This window comes from Bradyrhizobium ganzhouense (assembly GCF_049949285.1).
Lineage (GTDB): Bacteria > Pseudomonadota > Alphaproteobacteria > Rhizobiales > Xanthobacteraceae > Bradyrhizobium > Bradyrhizobium ganzhouense.
Genome location: NZ_CP181318.1, coordinates 3,018,369 through 3,037,402 on the forward strand (window position 1 = coordinate 3,018,369; position 19,034 = coordinate 3,037,402).

General features: G+C 64.3%; 18 protein-coding genes. 6 read left to right on the forward strand and 12 right to left on the reverse strand.

What is annotated here, in order from left to right:
* Both ACLFLU_RS13835 and ACLFLU_RS13840 read right to left on the reverse strand, forming a co-directional pair.
* The gene (locus ACLFLU_RS13835) at nucleotides 1-1,221 is read right to left on the reverse strand and encodes a cytochrome P450 (RefSeq protein ID WP_426412727.1); all 1,221 of its coding nucleotides are present in this window, start codon (nucleotides 1,219-1,221) and stop codon (nucleotides 1-3) included.
* A gap of 78 nt (nucleotides 1,222-1,299) precedes the next feature.
* Nucleotides 1,300-1,509 carry a ferredoxin gene (locus tag ACLFLU_RS13840; protein ID WP_426412728.1) on the reverse strand — a complete coding sequence of 70 codons (210 nt, stop codon included), beginning with the start codon at nucleotides 1,507-1,509 and terminating at the stop codon, nucleotides 1,300-1,302.
* A 155-nt stretch (nucleotides 1,510-1,664) separates the two neighbouring features.
* Between ACLFLU_RS13840 and ACLFLU_RS13845 the strand changes: the two genes are divergently transcribed.
* Entirely contained in the window at nucleotides 1,665-2,312 is a 648-nt protein-coding gene (locus ACLFLU_RS13845) for a TetR/AcrR family transcriptional regulator (protein ID WP_426412729.1), read from the forward strand.
* Here the strand turns inward: ACLFLU_RS13845 and ACLFLU_RS13850 are convergent.
* From ACLFLU_RS13850 to ACLFLU_RS13865, 4 genes are read right to left on the reverse strand one after another with little or no spacing between them, the layout of a single operon-like run.
* Complete coding sequence (locus ACLFLU_RS13850; RefSeq protein WP_426412730.1) at nucleotides 2,309-2,947, reverse strand: aspartate/glutamate racemase family protein; 639 nt, start codon at nucleotides 2,945-2,947, stop codon at nucleotides 2,309-2,311. The two genes, ACLFLU_RS13845 and ACLFLU_RS13850, sit on opposite strands and share 4 nt — an antisense overlap.
* A 58-nt stretch (nucleotides 2,948-3,005) precedes the next feature.
* The gene (locus tag ACLFLU_RS13855) at nucleotides 3,006-4,019 is read right to left on the reverse strand and encodes an amino acid ABC transporter substrate-binding protein (protein ID WP_426412731.1); all 1,014 of its coding nucleotides are present in this window, start codon (nucleotides 4,017-4,019) and stop codon (nucleotides 3,006-3,008) included.
* Between the two features lie 11 nt (nucleotides 4,020-4,030).
* Nucleotides 4,031-5,380, reverse strand: coding sequence for an aspartate aminotransferase family protein (locus ACLFLU_RS13860; RefSeq protein WP_426412732.1), 1,350 nt, complete (start codon nucleotides 5,378-5,380; stop codon nucleotides 4,031-4,033).
* 3 nt (nucleotides 5,381-5,383) lie between these two features.
* On the reverse strand, nucleotides 5,384-6,256 hold the full coding sequence (locus ACLFLU_RS13865) for a MurR/RpiR family transcriptional regulator (RefSeq protein ID WP_426412733.1): 873 nt from the start codon (nucleotides 6,254-6,256) through the stop codon (nucleotides 5,384-5,386).
* 87 nt (nucleotides 6,257-6,343) lie between these two features.
* On the opposite strand from ACLFLU_RS13865, the gene ACLFLU_RS13870 reads away from it, so the two are divergent.
* The gene (locus ACLFLU_RS13870) at nucleotides 6,344-7,531 is read left to right on the forward strand and encodes an amino acid ABC transporter permease (RefSeq protein WP_426412734.1); all 1,188 of its coding nucleotides are present in this window, start codon (nucleotides 6,344-6,346) and stop codon (nucleotides 7,529-7,531) included.
* A gap of 2 nt (nucleotides 7,532-7,533) precedes the next feature.
* Nucleotides 7,534-8,640: an amino acid ABC transporter permease gene (locus tag ACLFLU_RS13875; RefSeq protein WP_426412735.1), complete on the forward strand. Its 1,107-nt coding sequence runs from the start codon at nucleotides 7,534-7,536 to the stop codon at nucleotides 8,638-8,640.
* Nucleotides 8,641-8,788: 148 nt separating this feature from the next.
* Here the strand turns inward: ACLFLU_RS13875 and ACLFLU_RS13880 are convergent, their stop codons facing one another.
* Together ACLFLU_RS13880 and ACLFLU_RS13885 are read right to left on the reverse strand one after the other, a co-directional pair.
* Nucleotides 8,789-10,207, reverse strand: a complete 1,419-nt coding sequence (locus ACLFLU_RS13880; protein WP_426412736.1) for an amidase — start codon at nucleotides 10,205-10,207, stop codon at nucleotides 8,789-8,791.
* 46 nt (nucleotides 10,208-10,253) lie between these two features.
* Nucleotides 10,254-11,030, reverse strand: coding sequence for an SDR family oxidoreductase (locus tag ACLFLU_RS13885; RefSeq protein ID WP_426412737.1), 777 nt, complete (start codon nucleotides 11,028-11,030; stop codon nucleotides 10,254-10,256).
* A gap of 156 nt (nucleotides 11,031-11,186) precedes the next feature.
* On the opposite strand from ACLFLU_RS13885, the gene ACLFLU_RS13890 reads away from it, so the two are divergent.
* Entirely contained in the window at nucleotides 11,187-12,260 is a 1,074-nt protein-coding gene (locus ACLFLU_RS13890) for a tartrate dehydrogenase (protein WP_426412738.1), read from the forward strand.
* A gap of 155 nt (nucleotides 12,261-12,415) precedes the next feature.
* On the opposite strand, the gene ACLFLU_RS13895 is transcribed toward ACLFLU_RS13890, so the two are convergent.
* Genes ACLFLU_RS13895 through ACLFLU_RS13910 form a run of 4 tightly spaced genes read right to left on the reverse strand, consistent with a single transcriptional unit; the run spans nucleotide 12,416 to nucleotide 16,624 of the window.
* Complete coding sequence (locus ACLFLU_RS13895) at nucleotides 12,416-13,489, reverse strand: malate/lactate/ureidoglycolate dehydrogenase (RefSeq protein ID WP_426412739.1); 1,074 nt, start codon at nucleotides 13,487-13,489, stop codon at nucleotides 12,416-12,418.
* An 11-nt stretch (nucleotides 13,490-13,500) separates the two neighbouring features.
* Entirely contained in the window at nucleotides 13,501-14,412 is a 912-nt protein-coding gene (locus tag ACLFLU_RS13900; protein ID WP_426412740.1) for an NAD(P)-dependent oxidoreductase, read from the reverse strand.
* Nucleotides 14,413-14,424: 12 nt separating this feature from the next.
* Nucleotides 14,425-15,675: a Zn-dependent hydrolase gene (locus tag ACLFLU_RS13905; RefSeq protein ID WP_426412741.1), complete on the reverse strand. Its 1,251-nt coding sequence runs from the start codon at nucleotides 15,673-15,675 to the stop codon at nucleotides 14,425-14,427.
* A 31-nt stretch (nucleotides 15,676-15,706) separates the two neighbouring features.
* Nucleotides 15,707-16,624, reverse strand: a complete 918-nt coding sequence (locus ACLFLU_RS13910; protein WP_200469036.1) for a LysR family transcriptional regulator — start codon at nucleotides 16,622-16,624, stop codon at nucleotides 15,707-15,709.
* Between the two features lie 119 nt (nucleotides 16,625-16,743).
* Here ACLFLU_RS13910 and ACLFLU_RS13915 point away from each other — a divergent pair, with 119 nt between their 5' ends.
* Entirely contained in the window at nucleotides 16,744-17,559 is an 816-nt protein-coding gene (locus ACLFLU_RS13915) for a putative hydro-lyase (protein ID WP_426412742.1), read from the forward strand.
* Nucleotides 17,560-17,648: 89 nt separating this feature from the next.
* Nucleotides 17,649-18,893 (forward strand): ABC transporter substrate-binding protein, encoded by a 1,245-nt coding sequence (locus tag ACLFLU_RS13920; protein WP_426412743.1) that lies wholly within the window; start codon nucleotides 17,649-17,651, stop codon nucleotides 18,891-18,893.
* Nucleotides 18,894-19,034: the final 141 nt, after the last annotated feature.

Sequence of the window (19,034 nt, forward strand, 5' to 3'; positions counted from 1 at the left end):
CTACATCGCCTTTCCAAGCAGAAATGGCAACTGGCGGGGGCCCCTGACCGTGCCCTGGGACCAGGTCACGGTGCCTGCCGGGTCGAGCCGGAAGTCCGGAATCCGCTTCAGCCATTCCTCCAGCGCGACCTGCATCTCCATCCGTGCCAGATTGGAACCGACGCAGCGGTGGATGCCGAGGCCGAAGGCGGCATGGCGGTTTTCCCGCCGGTCGATCACGACCCTATCAGCTTGCGGAAACATTTTTGGGTCGCGATTGGCGGCCGGGAAGGACAGCAGCACCATGTTGCCCGCCTTGACCGGACAGCCCGAGACGGTGGTCTCCTTGACGACCTCGCGGGCCATCGTCACCGGCGAATAGGCTCGCAGCAGCTCCTCCACAGCGATCGGGATCAACCCGGGCTCGGCGATCAGCCGCTCGCGATCGGCCGGCGTCCGGGCGAGGTGCCAGAGCGAGGAGCCGATCGCGCTCCAGGTGGTATCGATGCCGGCGATCAGGAGCAGCCGCAGCGAGCCCAGAACGTGCGACTCCTCCAGCGGCTGGCCTTCCTTGTCCTTGGCGTTCATCAAGTAGGAGATGAGATCGTCGGTAGGCCTCGACCTCCGCTCCTCGATATGCGCCCTGAAATAGGCGCTCATCTCCTGCACGGCCTGGAGCAGCTTGTTCTCGTCCTTGATGCCGAGCTCCAGGATCATGTGGATCCAGTTGATGAAGAGATCGCTGTCGCTCTCGGGAATGCCGAGCATGTGCGCGATGGCCTGAACCGGGATGTATTTGCTGTACTGCGCTGCGGCATCGACCTTGCCGTTGGCGATGAACCCGTCGATCAGCTCGTTGCAGATCGCACGCATCCGCGGCTCGAGCTTCTTCATCGCATCCGGCGTGAAGGGCGGCAGCAGCAATTGCTTGGCCGGCTTATGCACGGGCGGATCGGAGGTGATCGGCGGGGCCGCGTTCCTGGCGACCTCGGGCCGCACGTCGCGGACGATGATGCGGCGCGACGAAAAATGCTCGGTGTCGTTGGCGATCTCGCGCACCGCCTCGTAGGTCGTCGGCATATAGCAGCCGAGGAAGCGCTCGGTATGCACGACCGGGCTTGCGGCGCGCAGCTCTTCCCAGATCGGGAAGGGATCGTCCGTCCATTGCGGGTCGGTGTGGTCGAAATCATTGACCCAGTCGGTCACGGGCGGGTGGGCAGTGGGCTGGCTGACGTCGGACATGGCAGGAAAATCCCTTGAATATCCCTTGGGGCTCGTGTTCGCTGAAGGTACGCAAAGCGCGCGCGGGCAGGGGCCGCGCTACTCCTCGATCACATCGATCGCGATTTCCGGGCAGTTGGATTTGGCAAGCCAGGCCTTGTCTTCGAGGCCCGCTGGAACCGTGCCGTCTCCGGCCTCATGGGCGTTGCCGTATTCATCGAGCTCGAACAGCTCCGGCGCCAGCGCCTTGCAGCGCGCGTGGCCCTGGCATTTGTCGGGATCGACGTGAACTCTGAGTCGTTCTGCCATTGCGGCTTCCTCGGTCGTATGCACCTGGCCCGAAGGGCGGCGCGTTCCTCTTGTCAATGTTGTCTGCGGCATTTGCCGCTTGTTCTAAGTTATATGCTATTACATTCGCGACAGGCTTCCCCTGTCAAGCGCAAACTTATAGGCTTCGCCGTAACATGCGTTCACAACTCGCTCGAAAGCCCGAGAACACCTACCACCATGGCGATCTCCGCGACGCCTTGATCAAGGCCGCATTGCGTGAGGCGGAGCAGGGTGGAGCGGAAGCGATCAGCATCAAGGCGCTGGCAAAGCAGCTCGGTGTTTCGCAACCAGCGCCGTACCGTCATTTCGCTGACCGCGAAGCGCTGCTTGCCGCGGTGACGGCGGAGGCGTTCCGGCAGCTCAGTGCGCTTTTTCGGGAAGCGATGGCGAAGCCGTCGAAGCAATCAAAATTGTCGCGGCTGGCGCAGGCAACGCTCGATTTTGGCCTGCGCCGCAACGGGATTTACCGGTTGATGTTTACCTCGCGCACGGTGTCCTGCGCAGCCAAGGGCAGCGAGCTGCACGAGGCGACCCGCGAGACGTTTGCGCTCGTGATCGAAGCACTAGAAGCGCCTGCGGTCGGCTATTTGCGCGAGCGGCAGGCGCTCAAGATCTGGGCGGCACTGCACGGCGTGGTGATGCTGGCCGAGCAGGGGCTTTTCACCGGCGAGGCCGCACATGCCACGCGCGAGGAACTGGTCGAGGACTTTGTGAACGAGACGAAGGCCGCGCTCGCGGTTGCGATCAAGGATGCGCAGCGTCGCAAGAAGGCGGGCGCTTAAGCCTTAGCTTTCAGGAGCCGCATCAACTTTTCGACCGCGCTATCCGGTGTGGTCACGACGGGCCGGCCGGCGGCCTCCGCGACGAGCGGTGCAGTTGCCGCGATGCTGAACTGCGCCAGCGCAATGACGTCGCAGTCGCGCAAATCCTTTGACGCTTCGACGATCAGCCGGTCATGCGTGGCGCGATCGCCGCGGTCGAGTGCGGCCAGCGCGCCGTCGGCAAGCTTTGGCACGATCTGGACGGAGGCCGGAAACTCCGGCGGCATCGAGACCAGCGTTGGCGGGAAGGTCGAGAGCAGGCCGATCTTCTTGCCCATCGTCACGGCCCGTTCGATCATGGCTTGGTTCGGCTTGAGCACCGGCATCGGCGCATGTGCCCGCGCGACGGCCTCGATGCAGGGGCCGAAGGCCGAGCAGGTGAACAGGATGGCATTCGCCCCCGTCGCTGCCGCATAATCGCCGAGCGCAAGAAAGCGCTCGGTCATGGCATCGTTGAGCTTGCCGTCGCGCGCCAGATCCGCCGACAGGCTGTCGTCGAGCAGGTTCATCAGCCGCGCGTCCGGCCACGCCGTTGCGAACGCAGCCTCGATCGGAGCGATGGAATGCTTGAGGGCGTGGATCAGGGCGATGCGCATGATTGTCTCTTCTCCCTCTCCCCGTTCTTACGGGGAGAGGGCTGGGGTGACGGGCTCTTTACTTGAACGGCACCGCGTACATCAAGCCGCCCTTGGTCCAGAGGCCGTTGAGACCGCGCTCGAGCTTGAGCGGGCTCCCCTTGCCGACATTGCGCTCGTAGATCTCGCCGTAATTGCCGGTGGCCTTGATCGCGGTGACCAGCCATTTGTTGTCAAGTCCAAGTCGAGAGCCGAGGTCGCCTGAGGCGCCGAGCAGCCGCTGGATCGCGGGCGTTTGCGACTTCGTCATCTCGTCGACATTGGCCTGGGTGACGCCGAGCTCCTCGGCCTCGATCAGGCCGTAATGCAGCCAGGTGATGATGTCGCTCCAGACCTCGTCGCCGTTGCGGGTGAAGGGCCCGAGCGGCTCCTTGCTGATGGTCTGCGGCAGTACGACGTAGTCGGCCGGGTTCGGCGCGGCTGTCGTCACGGCACCGGCAAGCGCGGAGGCGTCCTGGGTCATGGCATCGCAGCGGCCGCCGAAGAAGGTCTGGTACATGGTGTCGACGCGGTCGAACACCAGCGGCTTCCAGTCGATGCCGTTGGCGCGGCCGTAATCGCCGAGCGTGACTTCGTGCGTGGTGCCTTGCGCAACGCAAACGGTGGCGCCCTTGAGGTCCTTCAACTCCTTCACACCGAGGTCCTTCTTCACGACAAAACCCTGGCCGTCGTAGAAGTTGATCGGTCCCTGCCGCAGGCCCAGCGTGACGCCGCGCAGATAAGTCTGCGTCGAGTTGCGGTAGAGCACGTCGATCTCGCCCGATTGCAGCGCGGTGAAGCGGTTCTGCGCGGTCAGCGAAACGTAACGCACCTTGTTGGGATCACCGAGCACGCCGGCCGCGAGTGCGCGGCAATAGTCGACATCGAGGCCCTTGTAATTGCCTTGCGAGTCGGGTGCCGAGAAGCCGGCAAAGCCCGCGCTGACGCCGCACACCAGCGTGCCGCGGCTCTTGACCGTGTCGAGCGTCGCCGCCTGGGCGACCACCGCCGATGCCGCGAGCACGCTCGCCGCGATAACCATTATCCTCATCATCTACTCTCCCCTCAGTGATTGACACTACGCAAAACGTTGTCGACGGTTGTGCCGAGCTTGTCGACGATCTGATCGATTTCGTCAGCGGAAGCGATATAGGGCGGCGCCAGCAGCACATGGTCGCCGCGGACGCCATCCACGGTGCCGCCGCCGGGATAGCAGCCGAGCCCGTTGGCAAAGGCTTCCGCCTTGATCTTTTGATTGAGCTTGAGCGTCGGGTCGAACGAGGTGCGGCTGGCACGATCAGCGACGAGCTCGATCGCCCAAAACAGCCCGCGGCCCCTGATATCTCCGACATGCCGGTGATTGCCGAAGCGCTCGGTGAGCCGCTGCTCGAGCTGCTTGCCGCGCTGCTTCACGTGCTCAAGCAGATTGTCCTCCCGGATCACGTCCTGCACCGCCAGCGCAGCCGCGCAGGCGAGGGGGTGCGCGAGATAAGTGTGGCCGTGCTGGAACGCGCCCGAGCCTGAGCGGATGGTGTCGATGATCTTGCCGCTTGCAAGCATTGCGCCGATCGGCTGGTAGCCGCCGCCGAGCCCCTTTGCGATCGCCTGGATATCCGGGGCGACGCCTTCCTGTTCCCAAGCGTGCGTGGTGCCGGTGCGGCCCATGCCGCACATGACTTCGTCGAGGATGAGCAGAGCGCCATGCCGGTCGCAGATCTCGCGGACGGCTTTGAAATAGCCGTCCGGCGCAGTCACAGCGCCCGCGGTCGCACCGACGACGGGTTCGGCGAGGAACGCTGCGACGGTGTTCGGGCCGAGCCGCTGGAACTCGGCTTCGAGTTCCGCCGCGAGCCGCGCCACGAACTGCGCATCCGACTCGCGCTCGTGCTTCTCGTGATAGGCGAAGGCTGGTGTGACATGGCTGAAGGCGGCGGACAGCAGCGGCGCATAGGGCGCGCGGCGCCAGGCATTGCCGCCGGCGGCGAGCGCGCCGAGCGTGTTGCCGTGATAGCTCTGCCGCCGCGCGATGAAATGCTGCCGCTGCGGCTCGCCGCGCTCGATGAAATATTGTCGCGCGAGCTTGATGCTGGCTTCGATCGCCTCCGATCCGCCGCTGACGAAATAAGCGTAGGCGAGACCGCCGGGCTCATGCCCGACCAGCGTTTCGGCAAGCCGCTCCGCCGGCTCGGAGGAGAAGAAGGCGGTGTGCGCATAGGCGAGCGTCGAGGCCTGCTTCGCCATTGCCGCAATCACGCGGGGATGCTGATGCCCGAGGCAGGACACCGCCGCGCCGCCGGAGGCGTCGATCACGCGCCGCCCGTCCTCGGCAAAAAGATAGATGCCTTCGCCGCCGATCGCCTTGGGCGGCGTCTCACGCAACGAGCGATGCAGCACGCGGCTGATGCGGGTGCTCATGGGTCAACCTTTCTCTGAGACGTAGGTGGAGGCTGTGGCGAGCCGTGCCTCGGTATCTTGAAGCCGTTTCTTTGCGGCCGCGCCGCCGAGCGCGAACGTCACCGCGGCGAGCGACTGCGCAATCGCCAGCGCGCCGGTGAGACTCGGGAAGAATCCGGGCGAGGAGGCGGCTTCGAACAGCAAGACGTGGTCGGCGCCCTCGGCCATCGGCGCGGCCACGCTGTCCGCGATCGCGATCAGGGTCGCGCCGGCGCGATAAGCGGCCTGTGCGACCCGGACGCTGGCGTTGGTGTAGGGCATGAAGCCGATGACGATCACGGCCTCGCCGGGCCGGAATGCGCCGAGATCGAGATCGTCAGGGCCGGACGCGCCGACGATCTGCACCTGTTCGGGGCGAAACAGCCTGAGCTCATAGTTGAGCAATTCCGCGACGCTGCGGCAGCTGCGATAACCGGTGATCCAGATCCGTTTGGCATCGTGCAGCGTGCGGGCCGCATCCGCGATCGCGTGGGCGGAGATGCGCGGCAGGCCCGCGGCTTCGGCCTCGAGCTTGTCGGAGACAAGCGCAACATCAGCGTTCGGGCCGTGGCGGCGGCCTTTGGCGCGCGCCGAAAAGGGCGAGATCTGCGACGGCCGCCGTGCCTCTGTCAGCGCGGCGCGCAACTCGTCCCAGCCGGAATAGCCGATCGCCTTCGCAAGCCGTGTGAATGCGGCGGGATCGGCACCGGCTTCGGCCGCGAGGTCGCGCATCGAACGGGTGGTGGCGTCGTAATCATTGGCCGCGACAAAACGCCCGACCTCCTGCAAGCGCAGGGGGAGCGATGGCAGCGCAATGCGCAGTTCGCTCAGCGGCGAGGATTTCGCGGGCTCGGCCATGAAACATTTGTTGCACGGTTATTGGTTTGGTGCAACAGTTGACGTGCGCCGCCGGAAATCGCTGTTTTCAGGAAGGATTTTTGTGCCGTGACCTCAGATGACCCTAGGCCGCCGCCGCGCCGCAGCTTTTTCGGCGCGCTCGGGCCGAACGAATTGAAGGGCCTGTTCTGGCAGGTGCTGGTGGTCGGCATCGCGGTCGCCGTCATCGTCTTCCTCTGGTCCAACACCGTCACCAATCTCTCGGCTCGCCGCATCACCACGGGCTTTGCCTTTCTCGGCCGTGAGGCCGGAATGCCGATCGCCGACAGCTTGCTCGCGTACAATCCGAGGGACAGCTACCTCTGGGCCTTCGTCGTCGGCATCGCCAACACGCTGCGTGTCGCCGTGATCGGCATCGTGCTTGCGACTATTCTGGGCACGCTGATCGGAATCTCGCGGCTGTCGGCAAACTGGCTGCTATCGCGGTTCGCCGCCGTCTATGTCGAAGTCTTGCGCGACATTCCCCTGCTGCTTCAGCTGCTGTTCTGGTATGTGCTGATGCAGGCATTGCCGGCCGCGCGTGCGGCGTGGCGGCCAGTCGAGGGTGTCTTCCTCTCCAATCGCGGCCTGATCCTGCCGGCGATCCCGGTGGGCTCGCCACAGCTCTGGGTGCTCGGCACGGCCGTGCTGGGCTGCGCCGCATTCTTTGTCATTCGGCGATGGCTGGTCGCGCAGCAGATGCGTGACGGCAAGCCGCGGCCGGCCTGGCCCTTTGCGCTCGGCCTCATCGTCGCGCTGCCGGCAGCGGTGTCGTTGTCGCTTGGTGTGGCCTGGACGATCGAATGGCCACAGCTGCGCGGCTTCAACTTCGTCGGCGGGCTGACGCTCGCGCCGGAATATTTCGCGCTGCTGATCGCGCTCGTGACCTATACCTCGGCCTTCATCGCCGAGATCGTGCGCAGCGGCATCCAGTCGGTACCGCGCGGGCAGTGGGATGCAGCCAGCGCGCTCGGCCTGCGCCGGAGCTTCATGCTGCGGCAGATCATCCTGCCGCAGGCGCTGCGCGTGATCGTGCCGCCGATGACGAGCCAGTATCTCAACCTGACCAAGAACTCGTCGCTCGCAGTCGCGATCGGTTACCAGGACGTGGTCTCGATCGCCAACACCACGCTGAACCAGACCGGGCAGGCGATCGAGGCGATCTCGCTGATCATGGCCGTCTTCCTCACCATAAGCCTCGGCATCAGCTTCTTCATGAATTGGTACAATGCGCGCATCGCGCTGGCGGAGCGCTGAGCATGACCGCGATCACCGATATTCCAGACGTGCCGCGCGCGGCCCGCCGCCCGCAAATCGGCAATCCGGTGCTGCGCTGGCTGCGCACTAATCTGTTCTCGTCGATCCCCAACGGCATTCTTACGGTCGTCCTGCTGGCGGTGCTGACGAAAGCCGTGGTGAGCTTTGCGCAGTGGGGCATTGCCAACGCGGTCTGGCTCGCGCCGGCCAACGATTCAAGCGCCTGCAAGGCCGTGCGCGGCCTCGGCGCCTGTTGGGCCATCATCCCCGAAAAATACCGCTTCATCCTGTTCGGTACCTATCCGTTCGACGAGCAGTGGCGGCCTGCGCTGTCGGTCGTGCTGTTCATCGCGCTGTTCTTTCTCTCCACGCGGCGCGCACTATGGCGGCGCGAATTAGCCTATCTCTGGATCGGCGCGCTCGCGCTGATCAGCGTGCTGATGTGGGGCGGCGTGTTCGGGCTGTCCTTCGTCTCGCAGGATCGTTGGGGCGGGCTGCCGGTGACATTGATCCTGGCGACGTTCGGATTGGCGTTCGGTTTCCCGCTCGGCATTCTGGTCGCGCTCGGCCGGCGCTCAAAGCTGCCGGCGATCCGCTCGCTGAGCGTACTCTATGTCGAGTTGATCCGCGGTGTGCCGCTGGTGAGCCTTCTCTTCATGGCGAGCGTGATGTTTCCGCTGTTCATGCCCAGCGGATTCAATATCGACAAGCTGCTGCGGGCACAGATCGCGATCATCCTGTTCGCGGGTGCCTATCTTGCCGAGGTCATCCGCGGCGGCCTCCAGGCCGTGCCGCGCGGACAATACGAAGCCGCTGACGCGCTAGGGCTGTCCTACTGGCGCAAGCACCGGCTGATCGTCCTGCCGCAGGCGATCCGCCACGTCATCCCGCCGCTGGTCAACACCTTCATCGCCTTCTTCAAGGACACCAGCCTCGTGCTGATCATCGGCATCTTCGACCTGCTGACGACGGCCAAGACCGCGATCATCGATCCGGCCTGGCAGCAGTTTTCGGTCGAAGTCTACATCTTCGTCGCCGCGATCTACTTTGTGTTCTGCTTCGCGATGTCGCGCTATAGCCGGAGCCTGGAGGCGACGAATACGAGGTGACGTCCGGTGTCCCGGACAAGGTGCAGCGCGCGAGCGCTGCGCCGCAGAGCCGGGACCCAGGGGGCACGGGAGGTCCCGGAGAGATGGGCCCCGGCTCTGCAGCGCACCGCTGAAGGAGCGCTGCGCTGCGTCCGGGGCACGAGAGAAGCTACTTCTTCACCCGCGGATCAATCGGCGTCTGCCCGCGCAGGCCCAAAATGTCCTCCAGCACCTTCGCGCCCGCGATCACCTGCGCATCCGCGCGGGGGGCGCCGACGACCTGCAGGCCGACCGGCAAGCCAGAGGCGGTGAAGCCGCAGGGCAGCGACAGCGACGGGCAGCAGGCCAGTGTGATCGCGTAGACGATGCCGAGCCATTCGACGTAATTCTCGAATTTCTTGCCGCCGCATTCGGCGACATAGCGGTTTTCGATCGGGAAGGGCGGCACGATTGTGGTCGGCGTCAGCAACAGGTCATACGTCTTGAAGAACTCGATCGCGCGCGCGGTCATGCCAACGCGCTGCGCTTCGGCGCGTGCCAGCTGTTCGACCGTGAGCTTGAGGCCCTCCTCGATGTTCCAGATCACTTCCGGCTTGAGCAGATCGCGCTTGGTGCGGAGCAGATTGGCCTTGGTGATCGCGAAATCGAAGGCGCGCAGCACGTGGAAGCATTCGTGCGCATCGCGCCAGTCGGGATGCGCCTCCTCGACGATGGCACCGGCTTCCGCGAAACGCTCGGCCGCCTTGCGCGTGATCGCCTCTACCTCGGGATCAAGCGGTGTGATGCCGAGATTGGGCGAGTAGGCGATGCGCTTTGACTTGCCGCCCGAGCGCGCGGCCGACAGGAAAGAGGTTGTCGGCGCCGGCAGTGACAGCGGATCGTTCGGATAGTCGCCGCTCATGGCGTCGAGGAGCAATGCCAGGTCCTCGACATTGCGCGCCATCGGGCCGACGACGCCGAGATTGCGATCGATGCCCGATTTGGGGGTATGGGCGACGCGGCCGATGCTCGGCCGCATGCCGACCACGCCGCAGAAGGCCGCGGGGCTGCGCAAGGAGCCGCCCATGTCCGAGCCTTGCGCCAGCCACGCCATGCCCGTCGCAAGCGCCGCCGCTGCGCCGCCGGAGGAACCGGCCGCCGACTTCGACGTATCCCAGGGATTGAGCGTCGCGCCGAACACTTCGTTGAAGGTGTTGGCGCCGGCTCCGAATTCCGGCGTGTTGGATTTTGCGTAGACGACCGCGCCATTTGCCTCGAGGTTTTCGACCATGAGGTCGGACGCCGTGGGAATGTTGTCCTTGTAGATCGGCGAGCCTTGCGTGTTCAGCACGCCGGCGACATCGGTCAGGTCCTTGATCGGCAGCGGCAGGCCGGCCAGCAGGCCACGCGCGCCGGCCGGCTTCTGCATCAGGGCTTTCGCATTGGTCCGCGCACGATCGAAACACAGCGTCGGTAGCGCGTTGATCTTGCAATCGACCTCGCTGATGCGCTTCTCCACAACGTCCAGCAACTCGAGTGGAGAGACATCGCCGGAACGCAGCTTGTCGACGACAGTGCAGGCGGTTTCGCGGATCAACTCTTGAGACAAACTATTTCACTCCTGTGCATATTCTGCGCGCGCAATGACGGAAAACTCAGCCCCACCCAGCGCTGATGCCGCCATCGACTGTGTAGATCACGCCCGACGTGTAGCCGGCGCGATCCGACGCCAGGAACGCCATGAGGTCGCCGATCTCGCGTGCATGCGCGGGGCGGCCGAGTGGCAGGCTCTTCTGGAATTCCTTGTAACGGCTCTCGTCGCCGAACTGGTGCTTTGCCCGGGTCTTGAGCAGCGTGACATGGCGGTCGGTGCCGACCGGGCCGGGATTGATTCCGACGACCCGGATGTTGTCGGCAAGGCTCTTGCCCCCGAGCGCGCGGGTAAAGGCCATCAGCGCGGCATTGCCGGCGCTGCCGCAGATGTAATTGGCGTCAAATTTTTCGCCGGCAGCACCAATGTCGTTGACGATGACGCCGCCGCCCCTAGCCTTCATCTGCCCGTAGATATGCCGCGTCAGGTTGATGTAGCCGAACACTTTCAATTCCCAGGCATGGCGCCAGGTTGCTTCATCGATCTTGTCGATCGAGCCGCCGGGAATGTCGCCAGCATTGTTGACGAGCACGTCGATGTCGGTGGCTTCTTTCGCGAGCCGCGCGAGGTCCTCGGCCTTGCGCAAATCCACGATGCTTGTCGCAGCATCGATCTGGTGTGCCGAGCGCAGCCGGTCGGCCAGCGCCTTGAGCTGCTCGCCGTTGCGGGCGGCGAGCAGGAGATGAGCGCCTTCCTCGGCAAACGCCTCTGCGGCAGCAGCGCCAATGCCCTTGGACGCGCCGGTGATCAAGACGCGTTTGCCGCGCAGATGCAGATCCATGGGAGTTACTCGCAGGATGGGAACAGGATGAAATCAGTAGGCGGTTGGCCGCGCCACGGTCAACATTGCAGTGCAGCGTTGCACTGCCGCCGAGTTTGGTCCATTGCAGTGCGGTCAAAAAGACGGCGGCCGCCGGACCAAAAAGGGACGTACTCGATGAGCAAGAAACAATACCGGATCGCAGTCATTCCCGGCGACGGCATCGGCAAGGAAGTGATGCCCGAGGGCCTGCGCGTTTTGGAGGCAGCCGCGAAGAAGCACGGCGTGTCCCTGCATTTCGATCATTTCGACTTCTCGTCCTGGGACTACTACGAGAAGCACGGGCAGATGATGCCGGATGATTGGAAAGAAAAAATCGGCAAGCACGACGCGATCTATTTCGGCGCGGTCGGCTGGCCGGCCAAAATTCCAGATCACATCTCGCTGTGGGGCTCGTTGATTAAATTCCGCCGCGAGTTCGATCAGTATGTGAATCTGCGCCCGGTGCGGCTGATGCCCGGCGTGCCTTCGCCGCTGGCGGGCCGCAAGCCCGGGGACATCGACTTCTGGGTGGTGCGCGAGAACACGGAAGGCGAATATTCCTCCGTCGGTGGCCGCATGTTCCCCGACACGGACCGCGAGTTCGTCACCCAGCAGACGGTGATGACCCGCACCGGCGTCGATCGCATCCTCAAGTTCGCCTTCGAGCTCGCCCAATCGCGGCCGAAGAAGCATCTGACCTCGGCGACCAAGTCGAACGGCATTTCCATCACCATGCCCTATTGGGACGAGCGCGTGGAGGCGATGGCGAAGAAGTTTCCGGGAGTGAAGTGGGACAAGTACCACATCGACATTCTCACCGCGAACTTCGTGCTGCATCCGGACTGGTTCGACGTCGTGGTCGGCTCCAACCTGTTCGGTGACATCCTGTCCGACCTCGGTCCGGCCTGCACCGGCACCATCGGCATTGCGCCGTCAGGCAACATCAACCCCGAGGGCGATTTCCCGTCGGTGTTCGAGCCGGTGCACGGTTCGGCGCCCGATATCGCGGGGCAGGGCATTGCGAACCCGATCGGCGCGATCTGGTCGGGCGCGATGATGCTCGAGCATCTCGGCGAGAAGGTTGCCGGCAAGTCGATCGTCGAGGCGATCGAACGGACGCTGGCCGAACGCACGCTGCGCACCAAGGACCTCGGCGGCAATGCCGATACCACGGCCTGCGGCAAGGCCGTGGCGGAGATGGTGGATTAGGGCACACCACCAACCACGGGGTCGTCCCGGCGAAAGCCGGGACCCATTACCCCAGGGCGTAGTCGTCGCGCGAGCTGGTGACAACGTGTCTTCGCCAAACCACTTTTGCGGTTATGGGTCCCGGCCTTCGCCGGGACGACATTGGTGATGATTGCTTATCTCGCGATCTTCTCGATCGCCGTCTGATCCAGCCCGAACTTCTTCCCGGCTTCCAAAATTTCCTGCCAGGTGGTCGGATCGACCGGAATGCCTTCGGCCAATCGCTTCTTCTTGGTCTCGCGCTCGGGCTCGCCGGCGATCTTGACCTTGTCGACGCCGGGGCCGGGCGGCGAGCCGGTGTGCCAGGCAACGAAGCTCTCGGCTTCGCGCGCGAGATTCTCGCCGGTGCCGAGCTTGTTCGGATCGATGACGATCGAGAGCATGCCGTTGAGGACGTTGTACTTGCCGTCGGAGGGGCCCTTGACCACCTGCCCGCCGGAGAGCGCGCCGCCGAGGATTTCGCACACCAGCGCGAGCCCCGAACCCTTGTGCTCGCCGAACGGCAGGATGGCGCCGTGCGGCGGGATCACGGTGTAGCGCGGATTGACGGTGGGCTTGCCTTCATTGTCGATGATGGTGCCGGGCTCGAGTTCGACGCCCTTGTTGTGGGCGACGCGGGTCTTTCCCTGTGCGATCCTGCTGGTGGCGAAGTCGAGCACGATCGGCTCCTTGCCCCTGCGCGGGATGCCGACGCAGAACGGGTTGGTGCCGTGGCGCGCGTCGCTGCCGCCCCAGGGCGCCACGATCGGGCGCGAGATCACGTTGACGAAATGAATCGACACCAGCCCGTGGTCGATGCACTGCTCGGCCCAGTGGCCGATGCGGCCGATGTGGTGCGCGTTGGAGAGGCCGACGAGACACACGCCGTTGCTCTTGGCGCGCTCTGCCGCCAGCTCCATCGCTTCATGGCCGATCACCTGGCCGTAGCCGGTGAGGCCGTCGAGGGTGAGAAGCGGGCCGGTGTCGAGCACGATCTTGACATGCTGGTTCACGGCGAGGCCGCCGTTGGTGACGCTCTGGACATAGCGCGGGATCATGCCGACGCCGTGCGAGTCGTGCCCCTTCAGATTGGCTTCGACCAGATTGGTGGACACGAGCTCGGCTTCGCGGTCCGAGGAACCGCCGGCCTTGACGATGGCGCGGATGGCGTTGGTGAGGGGCTCTGCCTTGATGGTGCGATAGTCGGCCATTGTTATTGCTCTTATCCTTTCACGATCCGGCGGCAATGGACCCATGCCGCCTCAATCAGGTTCTCACTCGCTTCCGGCGTGCGGAACGCCGAATGCGCCGACAGCGTCACGTTCGGAATCTTGGTCAGCGGATGGTCCGCCGGCAACGGCTCGATGTTGAAGACGTCGAGGCCGGCGTGGCGGATATGGCCCGACTTGAGCGCGTCGATCATCGCCTGCTCGTCGACGACCGCAGCGCGGGCGGTATTGATGAGGATCACGCCGGGCTTCATTTTTTCAATCTTCTCGCGCGTGATCATGCCGCGCGTCTCGTCGTTGAGCAGCAGATGCAGCGACACGACGTCGCTCTTCGCCAGCACCGTGTCGAGATCGGTGAATTCCACGCCGGGATAGCTCTTCGGCGAGCGATTCCAGGCGATCACCTTCATGCCGCTGCCCGACGCAATGCGCGCGACTTCGGCCGCGATACCGCCGAAGCCGATCAGGCCGAGCGTCTTGCCGGTGAGCTGCATGCCATCCTCGCGCAGCCAGTTGCCGGCGCGCATCTCACGGTCCATCATCGCGATGACACGGGCTGAGGACCACATCAGCGCGATCGCGGACTCCGCCACGGCCGTGTCGCCATAGCCCTTGATCAAATGCACGGAAATACCGAGCTCGGCGAGCTCCTCCGGATTCATGTAGCTGCGCGCGCCGGTGCCGAGGAACACCACGTGCTTGAGCCCCGCGCACTTCTTCGCGACCTCGGTCGGCAGCGCGGTGTGGTCCACAATCGCGATCTCGGCGCCGTCGAGGATCTCCGGATATTGCTCGGGCTTGATATCGGGGTCCCGGTGGATCCGCACCTTGGGATCGCCGGACTTCTCCAGCCGCTCCATGATCACGGCGAGCGCTTCATTGGCGTCGACGAAAACTCCGCGCATGTCTGTCTCCGATCAGGATGCGACGCCGGCGATCGCCAGCACGGTGTGCATCAGCACGTTGGTGCCTGCGGCGCAGTCGGGCTGCGTGGCATCCTCCAGCTCGTTGTGGCTGATGCCGTCCTTGCAGGGCACGAACACCATCGCCGCCGGCATCACGGTGTTGAGGTTGCAGGCATCGTGGCCGGCGCCTGAGGTGATGCGGCGAGAGGAATAGCCGAGCGTCTTCGCCGCGTTCTCGACTGCGGCAATCAGCTTGGGATCGAAATGCGTCGGCGGCTTGCGCCAAACCAGATCAATCTTGACCTCGACCTTGCGGCGCGTAGAGATCTCCGAGATCGCGGCACGAAGGTCGCGATCGAGCGCATCCATGATTGCGCCATCCGCGCTGCGGCAATCCATCGTGAAAGCGATCTCGCCGGGGATGACATTGCGCGAGGGATTGGCAATCACGGCCTCGCCGATGGTGCCAACCGCGTTCGGCCCGTGCTTTTTCGCGATGGCCTCCATCGCCAGAACGATTTCGGAAAGTGTCGCCAGCGCATCACGCCGCAGCGGCATCGGTGTCGATCCCGCATGGCTCTCGAAACCGGAGATCTTGCCGTCATACCAGAGCACGCCCTGGCCGGAATCGACCACGCCGATGGTCTTGCCTTCGGCCTCGAGGATCGGACCCTGCTCGATGTGCAGCTCGACAAAGCAGCCGAGCTTCTGGAAACCGACCGGCTTGTCGCCGCGATAGCCGATGCTGTCGAGCGCCTGGCCGACGGTGGTACCCTCTATGTCCTTGCGCGAGAGGATGTCGTCCGTGGTGAAATCGCCGACGTAGGCTGCGGACGCCATCATCGCCGGCGCGAAGCGCGAGCCTTCCTCGTTGGTCCAATTGACGACGCAGATCGGCGCTTCGGTCTCGATGCCGGCATCGTTCAGCGTGCGGATCACCTCGAGTGCGCCGAGCGTTCCGAGAATGCCGTCGTACTTGCCGCCGGTCGGCTGGGTGTCGAGATGCGAGCCGATGCCGACGGGCAGCTTCGACATGTCGCGGCCCTTGCGCAGGCCGAACTGTGAGCCGAGTGCGTCGACATGCACGTCGAGGCCGGCTTCCTCACAGGCCTTTCGGAACCAGTCGCGAACCTGCTTGTCTTCGCTGCTCAGCGTCAGCCGCCGTACACCGCCTTTGGCCGTCGCGCCGAATTGCGCGGTCTCGTGGATGGAGCCCCAGAGGCGGGCGGAATCGATTTGCAAATTAGTCGCGGCTCGGCTCATGCGTCAGTCTCTCATTGGTCCGGCGCCTGTTTCAATGACGCGCCAGCGCGGGCGCGTCAACCGCGAGGCTGCTCTGCGCAATCTGACATGCAAGCTCGGCGACGCGCTCCACTGCGACGACGTCGGGCGAGGCGAGCCAGCTTGCCGTGAACGTCAGCGGCGCGATCTCCAGATCGGTGTCGAGCAATTGCAGCCGACCGTCGGCGAGTTCGTTCTCGACGATGGCGTCGGGGATCACGGCGATGCCGAGCCCTTCCACCGCCATGTGGATCACGGTGGCAAGCGAGGCAGAGGCGTGGAGACGGATCGGCGGCAGATCCGGCCGGTCGAACACCTCGCGCACGACCTCGTAGGGCCTGGTCTTGCGCGGAAATGTGATGATCGGAAACCGCGCGAGATCGGCAGGTGTCACCGGGCCGTGGCCGAGCCCGAGCGACGGGCTTGCGAGAAAGCCGATCGGATAATCGGCGAGCACGCGGTTGTGCACGCCCGAGGCCGACAGCGGCCCGACCACGAAGGCAAGCTCGATCTCCTGTGCGAGCAGGCGCGCGGTGAGGTTCGGCGTGATGTCGACCTCGATCTCCAGCGACAGATTCGGATAGACCTCGTTCATGCTCTTCACCAGCCGCGGCAGCCAGGTGTGCACGATGGTCTCGGCAACGCCGAGCCGCATCACGCCGCGCATCGCCGAGCGATCGCCGATCTCGGCCATCATCTGAGCGCGCAGGCCGATCAGCTTTTCCGCATAGACCATCATCTGGCGGCCGCTCGGGGTGGGCGACGCCACGCGATGATCGCGGTTCAGGAGCTTGACGCCCATCTCGCGCTCGAGCTGGGCGATGCGCTGGGAGATCGCCGGCTGGGTCGTATTGAGCCGCGCTGCGGCGCCACGGAAGCTGCCGAGCTTCACAACCCAGAGGAAGGTTTCGATCGACCTGAAGTCCAGCATTGGAAGGATTTTCCCGATCGATAAAATAGATTTATCGATATCGATTAGAAAGGACGATTAGACTTTATAGTATGCTTGATGTTGGCTACGCTTGTCGAGTTCATAGGCAGGTCGATCACATGACTGTTTTGGTGGCAGTGCAGCAAACTGAAACACCCGACACCCTCCCGAGCCGCAAAGCGCGGCTCGCCTATCGTGGCGGCAAGGTCGGTTCCACCGCGGGAGTCGCGGCCGGCTTCGTCCAGGGCAATCTGGCGATCCTGCCGGCGGAATATGCGGGGGCTTTCCACCGTTTCTGCCAGCTCAATCCCAAACCTTGCCCGATCATCGGCATGTCCGACGTCGGCAGCCCGCACATCCCGGCGCTCGGCGCCGATCTCGACATCCGGACCGATGTGCCGCGCTACCGGGTCTGGCGCGACGGCGAGGTCGTGGACGAGCCGACCGACGTGACCAAGCATTGGCGTGACGATCTCGTGACCTTCGTGCTCGGCTGCTCGTTCTCGTTCGAAGAGGCGCTGCTCGACGAGGGCATGCCGATCCGCCACATCGAGCAGAACGTGCGGGTGCCGATGTACCGTACCAATATCGCCTGCGGCGAGGCCGGCCCGTTCGCGGGTCCGATGGTGGTCTCGATGCGCCCGTTCAAGCCGGCCGATGCGATCCGCGCGGTGCAGATCACCTCGCGCTATCCCGCCGTGCACGGCGCGCCCGTGCATCTCGGCCATCCGCATCTGATCGGCATCAAGGACATCGCCAAGCCCGACTATGGCGATCCCGTACCTGTTGCCGATGACGAGATCCCGGTGTTCTGGGCCTGCGGCGTGACGCCGCAATCAGTCATCAATGCCGCCAGGCTCCCGTTCGCGATTACGCATTCGCCGGGCTTGATGTTGGTGACGGATCTGAAGAATAGGAACATGGCCGTGATTTAGTGGGCAGCATTTGCTGCTTCTTCAGGCTTTACCGTACCCGTCAATCGTTTCATTCGAACTGTCGAAATTCAGTAACAGGGGACTCTGCCATGACGATCTCTCGCCGCGACGTTCTGCTCGGTGCTACCGCCACTGCTGCGCTGGTGCCGCTCGCTGCACGGGCCCAGACCTCTGAAGTCGTGATCGGCGTCATCTATCCGTTCTCCGGCGGCAGCGCCCAGCAGGGCGTCGACGCGCAGAAGGCTTATGAGACCGCGCTCGAGGTCATCAACAAGGACACTGATTTCGATCTGCCGCTGGCGAAGGGCGAGGGCCTGCCGGGTCTCGGCGGCGCCAAGGTTCGCCTCGTGTTCGCCGACCATCAGGCCGACCCGCAGAAGGGCCGTGCCGAGGCCGAGCGCCTGATCACGCAGGAGAAGGTCTGTGCCATCATCGGCACCTATCAGAGCGCGGTTGCCGTCACCGTCAGCCAGATCTGCGAACGCTACCAGATCCCGTTCGTCTCGGCCGACAATTCCTCGCCCAGCCTGCATCGCCGTGGCCTGAAATATTACTTCCGTGCCGCGCCGCACGACGAAATGTACTCGGCTGCGATGTTCGACTTCTTCGACGCGCTGAAGAAGAAGGGCACCAAGATCGAGACGTTGTCGCTGTTCCACGAGGATACCATCTTCGGCACCGACTCCGGCAACGCCCAGGCCAAGATCGCCGGCGAGCGCGGCTACAAGATCGTCTCCGACATCAAGTACCGCGCCAACTCGCCCTCGCTGTCTGCCGAGGTGCAGCAGCTCAAGACCGCGAATGCCGACGTGCTGATGCCCTCGAGCTACACCACCGACGGCATTCTGCTGGTCAAGACCATGGCCGAGCTCGGCTACAAGCCGAACGCGATTGTGGCGCAGGACGCCGGCTTCTCCGAGAAGGCGCTCTATGACGCCGTCGGCGACAAGCTCGAAGGAGTGATCTCGCGCGGCACCTTCTCGCTCGACCTCGCGCAGAAGCGCCCGATGGTCGGCAAGGTCAACGACATGTTCAAGGCCAGATCGGGCAAGGATCTCAACGACCTCACCTCGCGCCAGTTCATGGGCCTGATCGTGCTCGCCGACGCCGTCAGCCGCGCCAAGTCGACCGACGGCGAGAAGATCCGCGACGCGCTCGCTGCCACCGACATCCCGGGCGAGCAGACCATCATGCCCTGGAAGCGCATCAAGTTCGACGACATGGGCCAGAACAACGACGCTGACCCGGTCCTGCTGCAATATATCGGCGGCAAGTTCGTCACCGTCTTCCCGCCGCAGGCTGCGATCGCGGAAGCGACTTGGCCGATGAAGTAAGCGCTGCGGGAGCAGGGGAGCAAATCGAGATCGTCGTAAGGGCCTCGTCATTGCGAGGAGCGAAGCGACGAAGCAATCCCGGCCATTTCCGTGCAGGCACTCTGGATTGCTTCGCTTCGCTCGCAATGACGGAGCTGATGA

Coding starts and splice junctions, on each gene's coding strand:
- ACLFLU_RS13895 (WP_426412739.1), bottom strand. CDS start 13,489: ATGGCCGACTATCGCACCATCAAGGCAGAGCCCCTCACCAACGCCATC.
- ACLFLU_RS13900 (WP_426412740.1), bottom strand. CDS start 14,412: ATGCGCGGAGTTTTCGTCGACGCCAATGAAGCGCTCGCCGTGATCATG.
- ACLFLU_RS13890 (WP_426412738.1), top strand. CDS start 11,187: ATGAGCAAGAAACAATACCGGATCGCAGTCATTCCCGGCGACGGCATC.
- ACLFLU_RS13920 (WP_426412743.1), top strand. CDS start 17,649: ATGACGATCTCTCGCCGCGACGTTCTGCTCGGTGCTACCGCCACTGCT.
- ACLFLU_RS13885 (WP_426412737.1), bottom strand. CDS start 11,030: ATGGATCTGCATCTGCGCGGCAAACGCGTCTTGATCACCGGCGCGTCC.
- ACLFLU_RS13915 (WP_426412742.1), top strand. CDS start 16,744: ATGACTGTTTTGGTGGCAGTGCAGCAAACTGAAACACCCGACACCCTC.
- ACLFLU_RS13835 (WP_426412727.1), bottom strand. CDS start 1,221: ATGTCCGACGTCAGCCAGCCCACTGCCCACCCGCCCGTGACCGACTGG.
- ACLFLU_RS13855 (WP_426412731.1), bottom strand. CDS start 4,019: ATGATGAGGATAATGGTTATCGCGGCGAGCGTGCTCGCGGCATCGGCG.
- ACLFLU_RS13865 (WP_426412733.1), bottom strand. CDS start 6,256: ATGGCCGAGCCCGCGAAATCCTCGCCGCTGAGCGAACTGCGCATTGCG.
- ACLFLU_RS13875 (WP_426412735.1), top strand. CDS start 7,534: ATGACCGCGATCACCGATATTCCAGACGTGCCGCGCGCGGCCCGCCGC.
- ACLFLU_RS13840 (WP_426412728.1), bottom strand. CDS start 1,509: ATGGCAGAACGACTCAGAGTTCACGTCGATCCCGACAAATGCCAGGGC.
- ACLFLU_RS13910 (WP_200469036.1), bottom strand. CDS start 16,624: ATGCTGGACTTCAGGTCGATCGAAACCTTCCTCTGGGTTGTGAAGCTC.
- ACLFLU_RS13905 (WP_426412741.1), bottom strand. CDS start 15,675: ATGAGCCGAGCCGCGACTAATTTGCAAATCGATTCCGCCCGCCTCTGG.
- ACLFLU_RS13845 (WP_426412729.1), top strand. CDS start 1,665: ATGCGTTCACAACTCGCTCGAAAGCCCGAGAACACCTACCACCATGGC.
- ACLFLU_RS13860 (WP_426412732.1), bottom strand. CDS start 5,380: ATGAGCACCCGCATCAGCCGCGTGCTGCATCGCTCGTTGCGTGAGACG.
- ACLFLU_RS13850 (WP_426412730.1), bottom strand. CDS start 2,947: ATGCGCATCGCCCTGATCCACGCCCTCAAGCATTCCATCGCTCCGATC.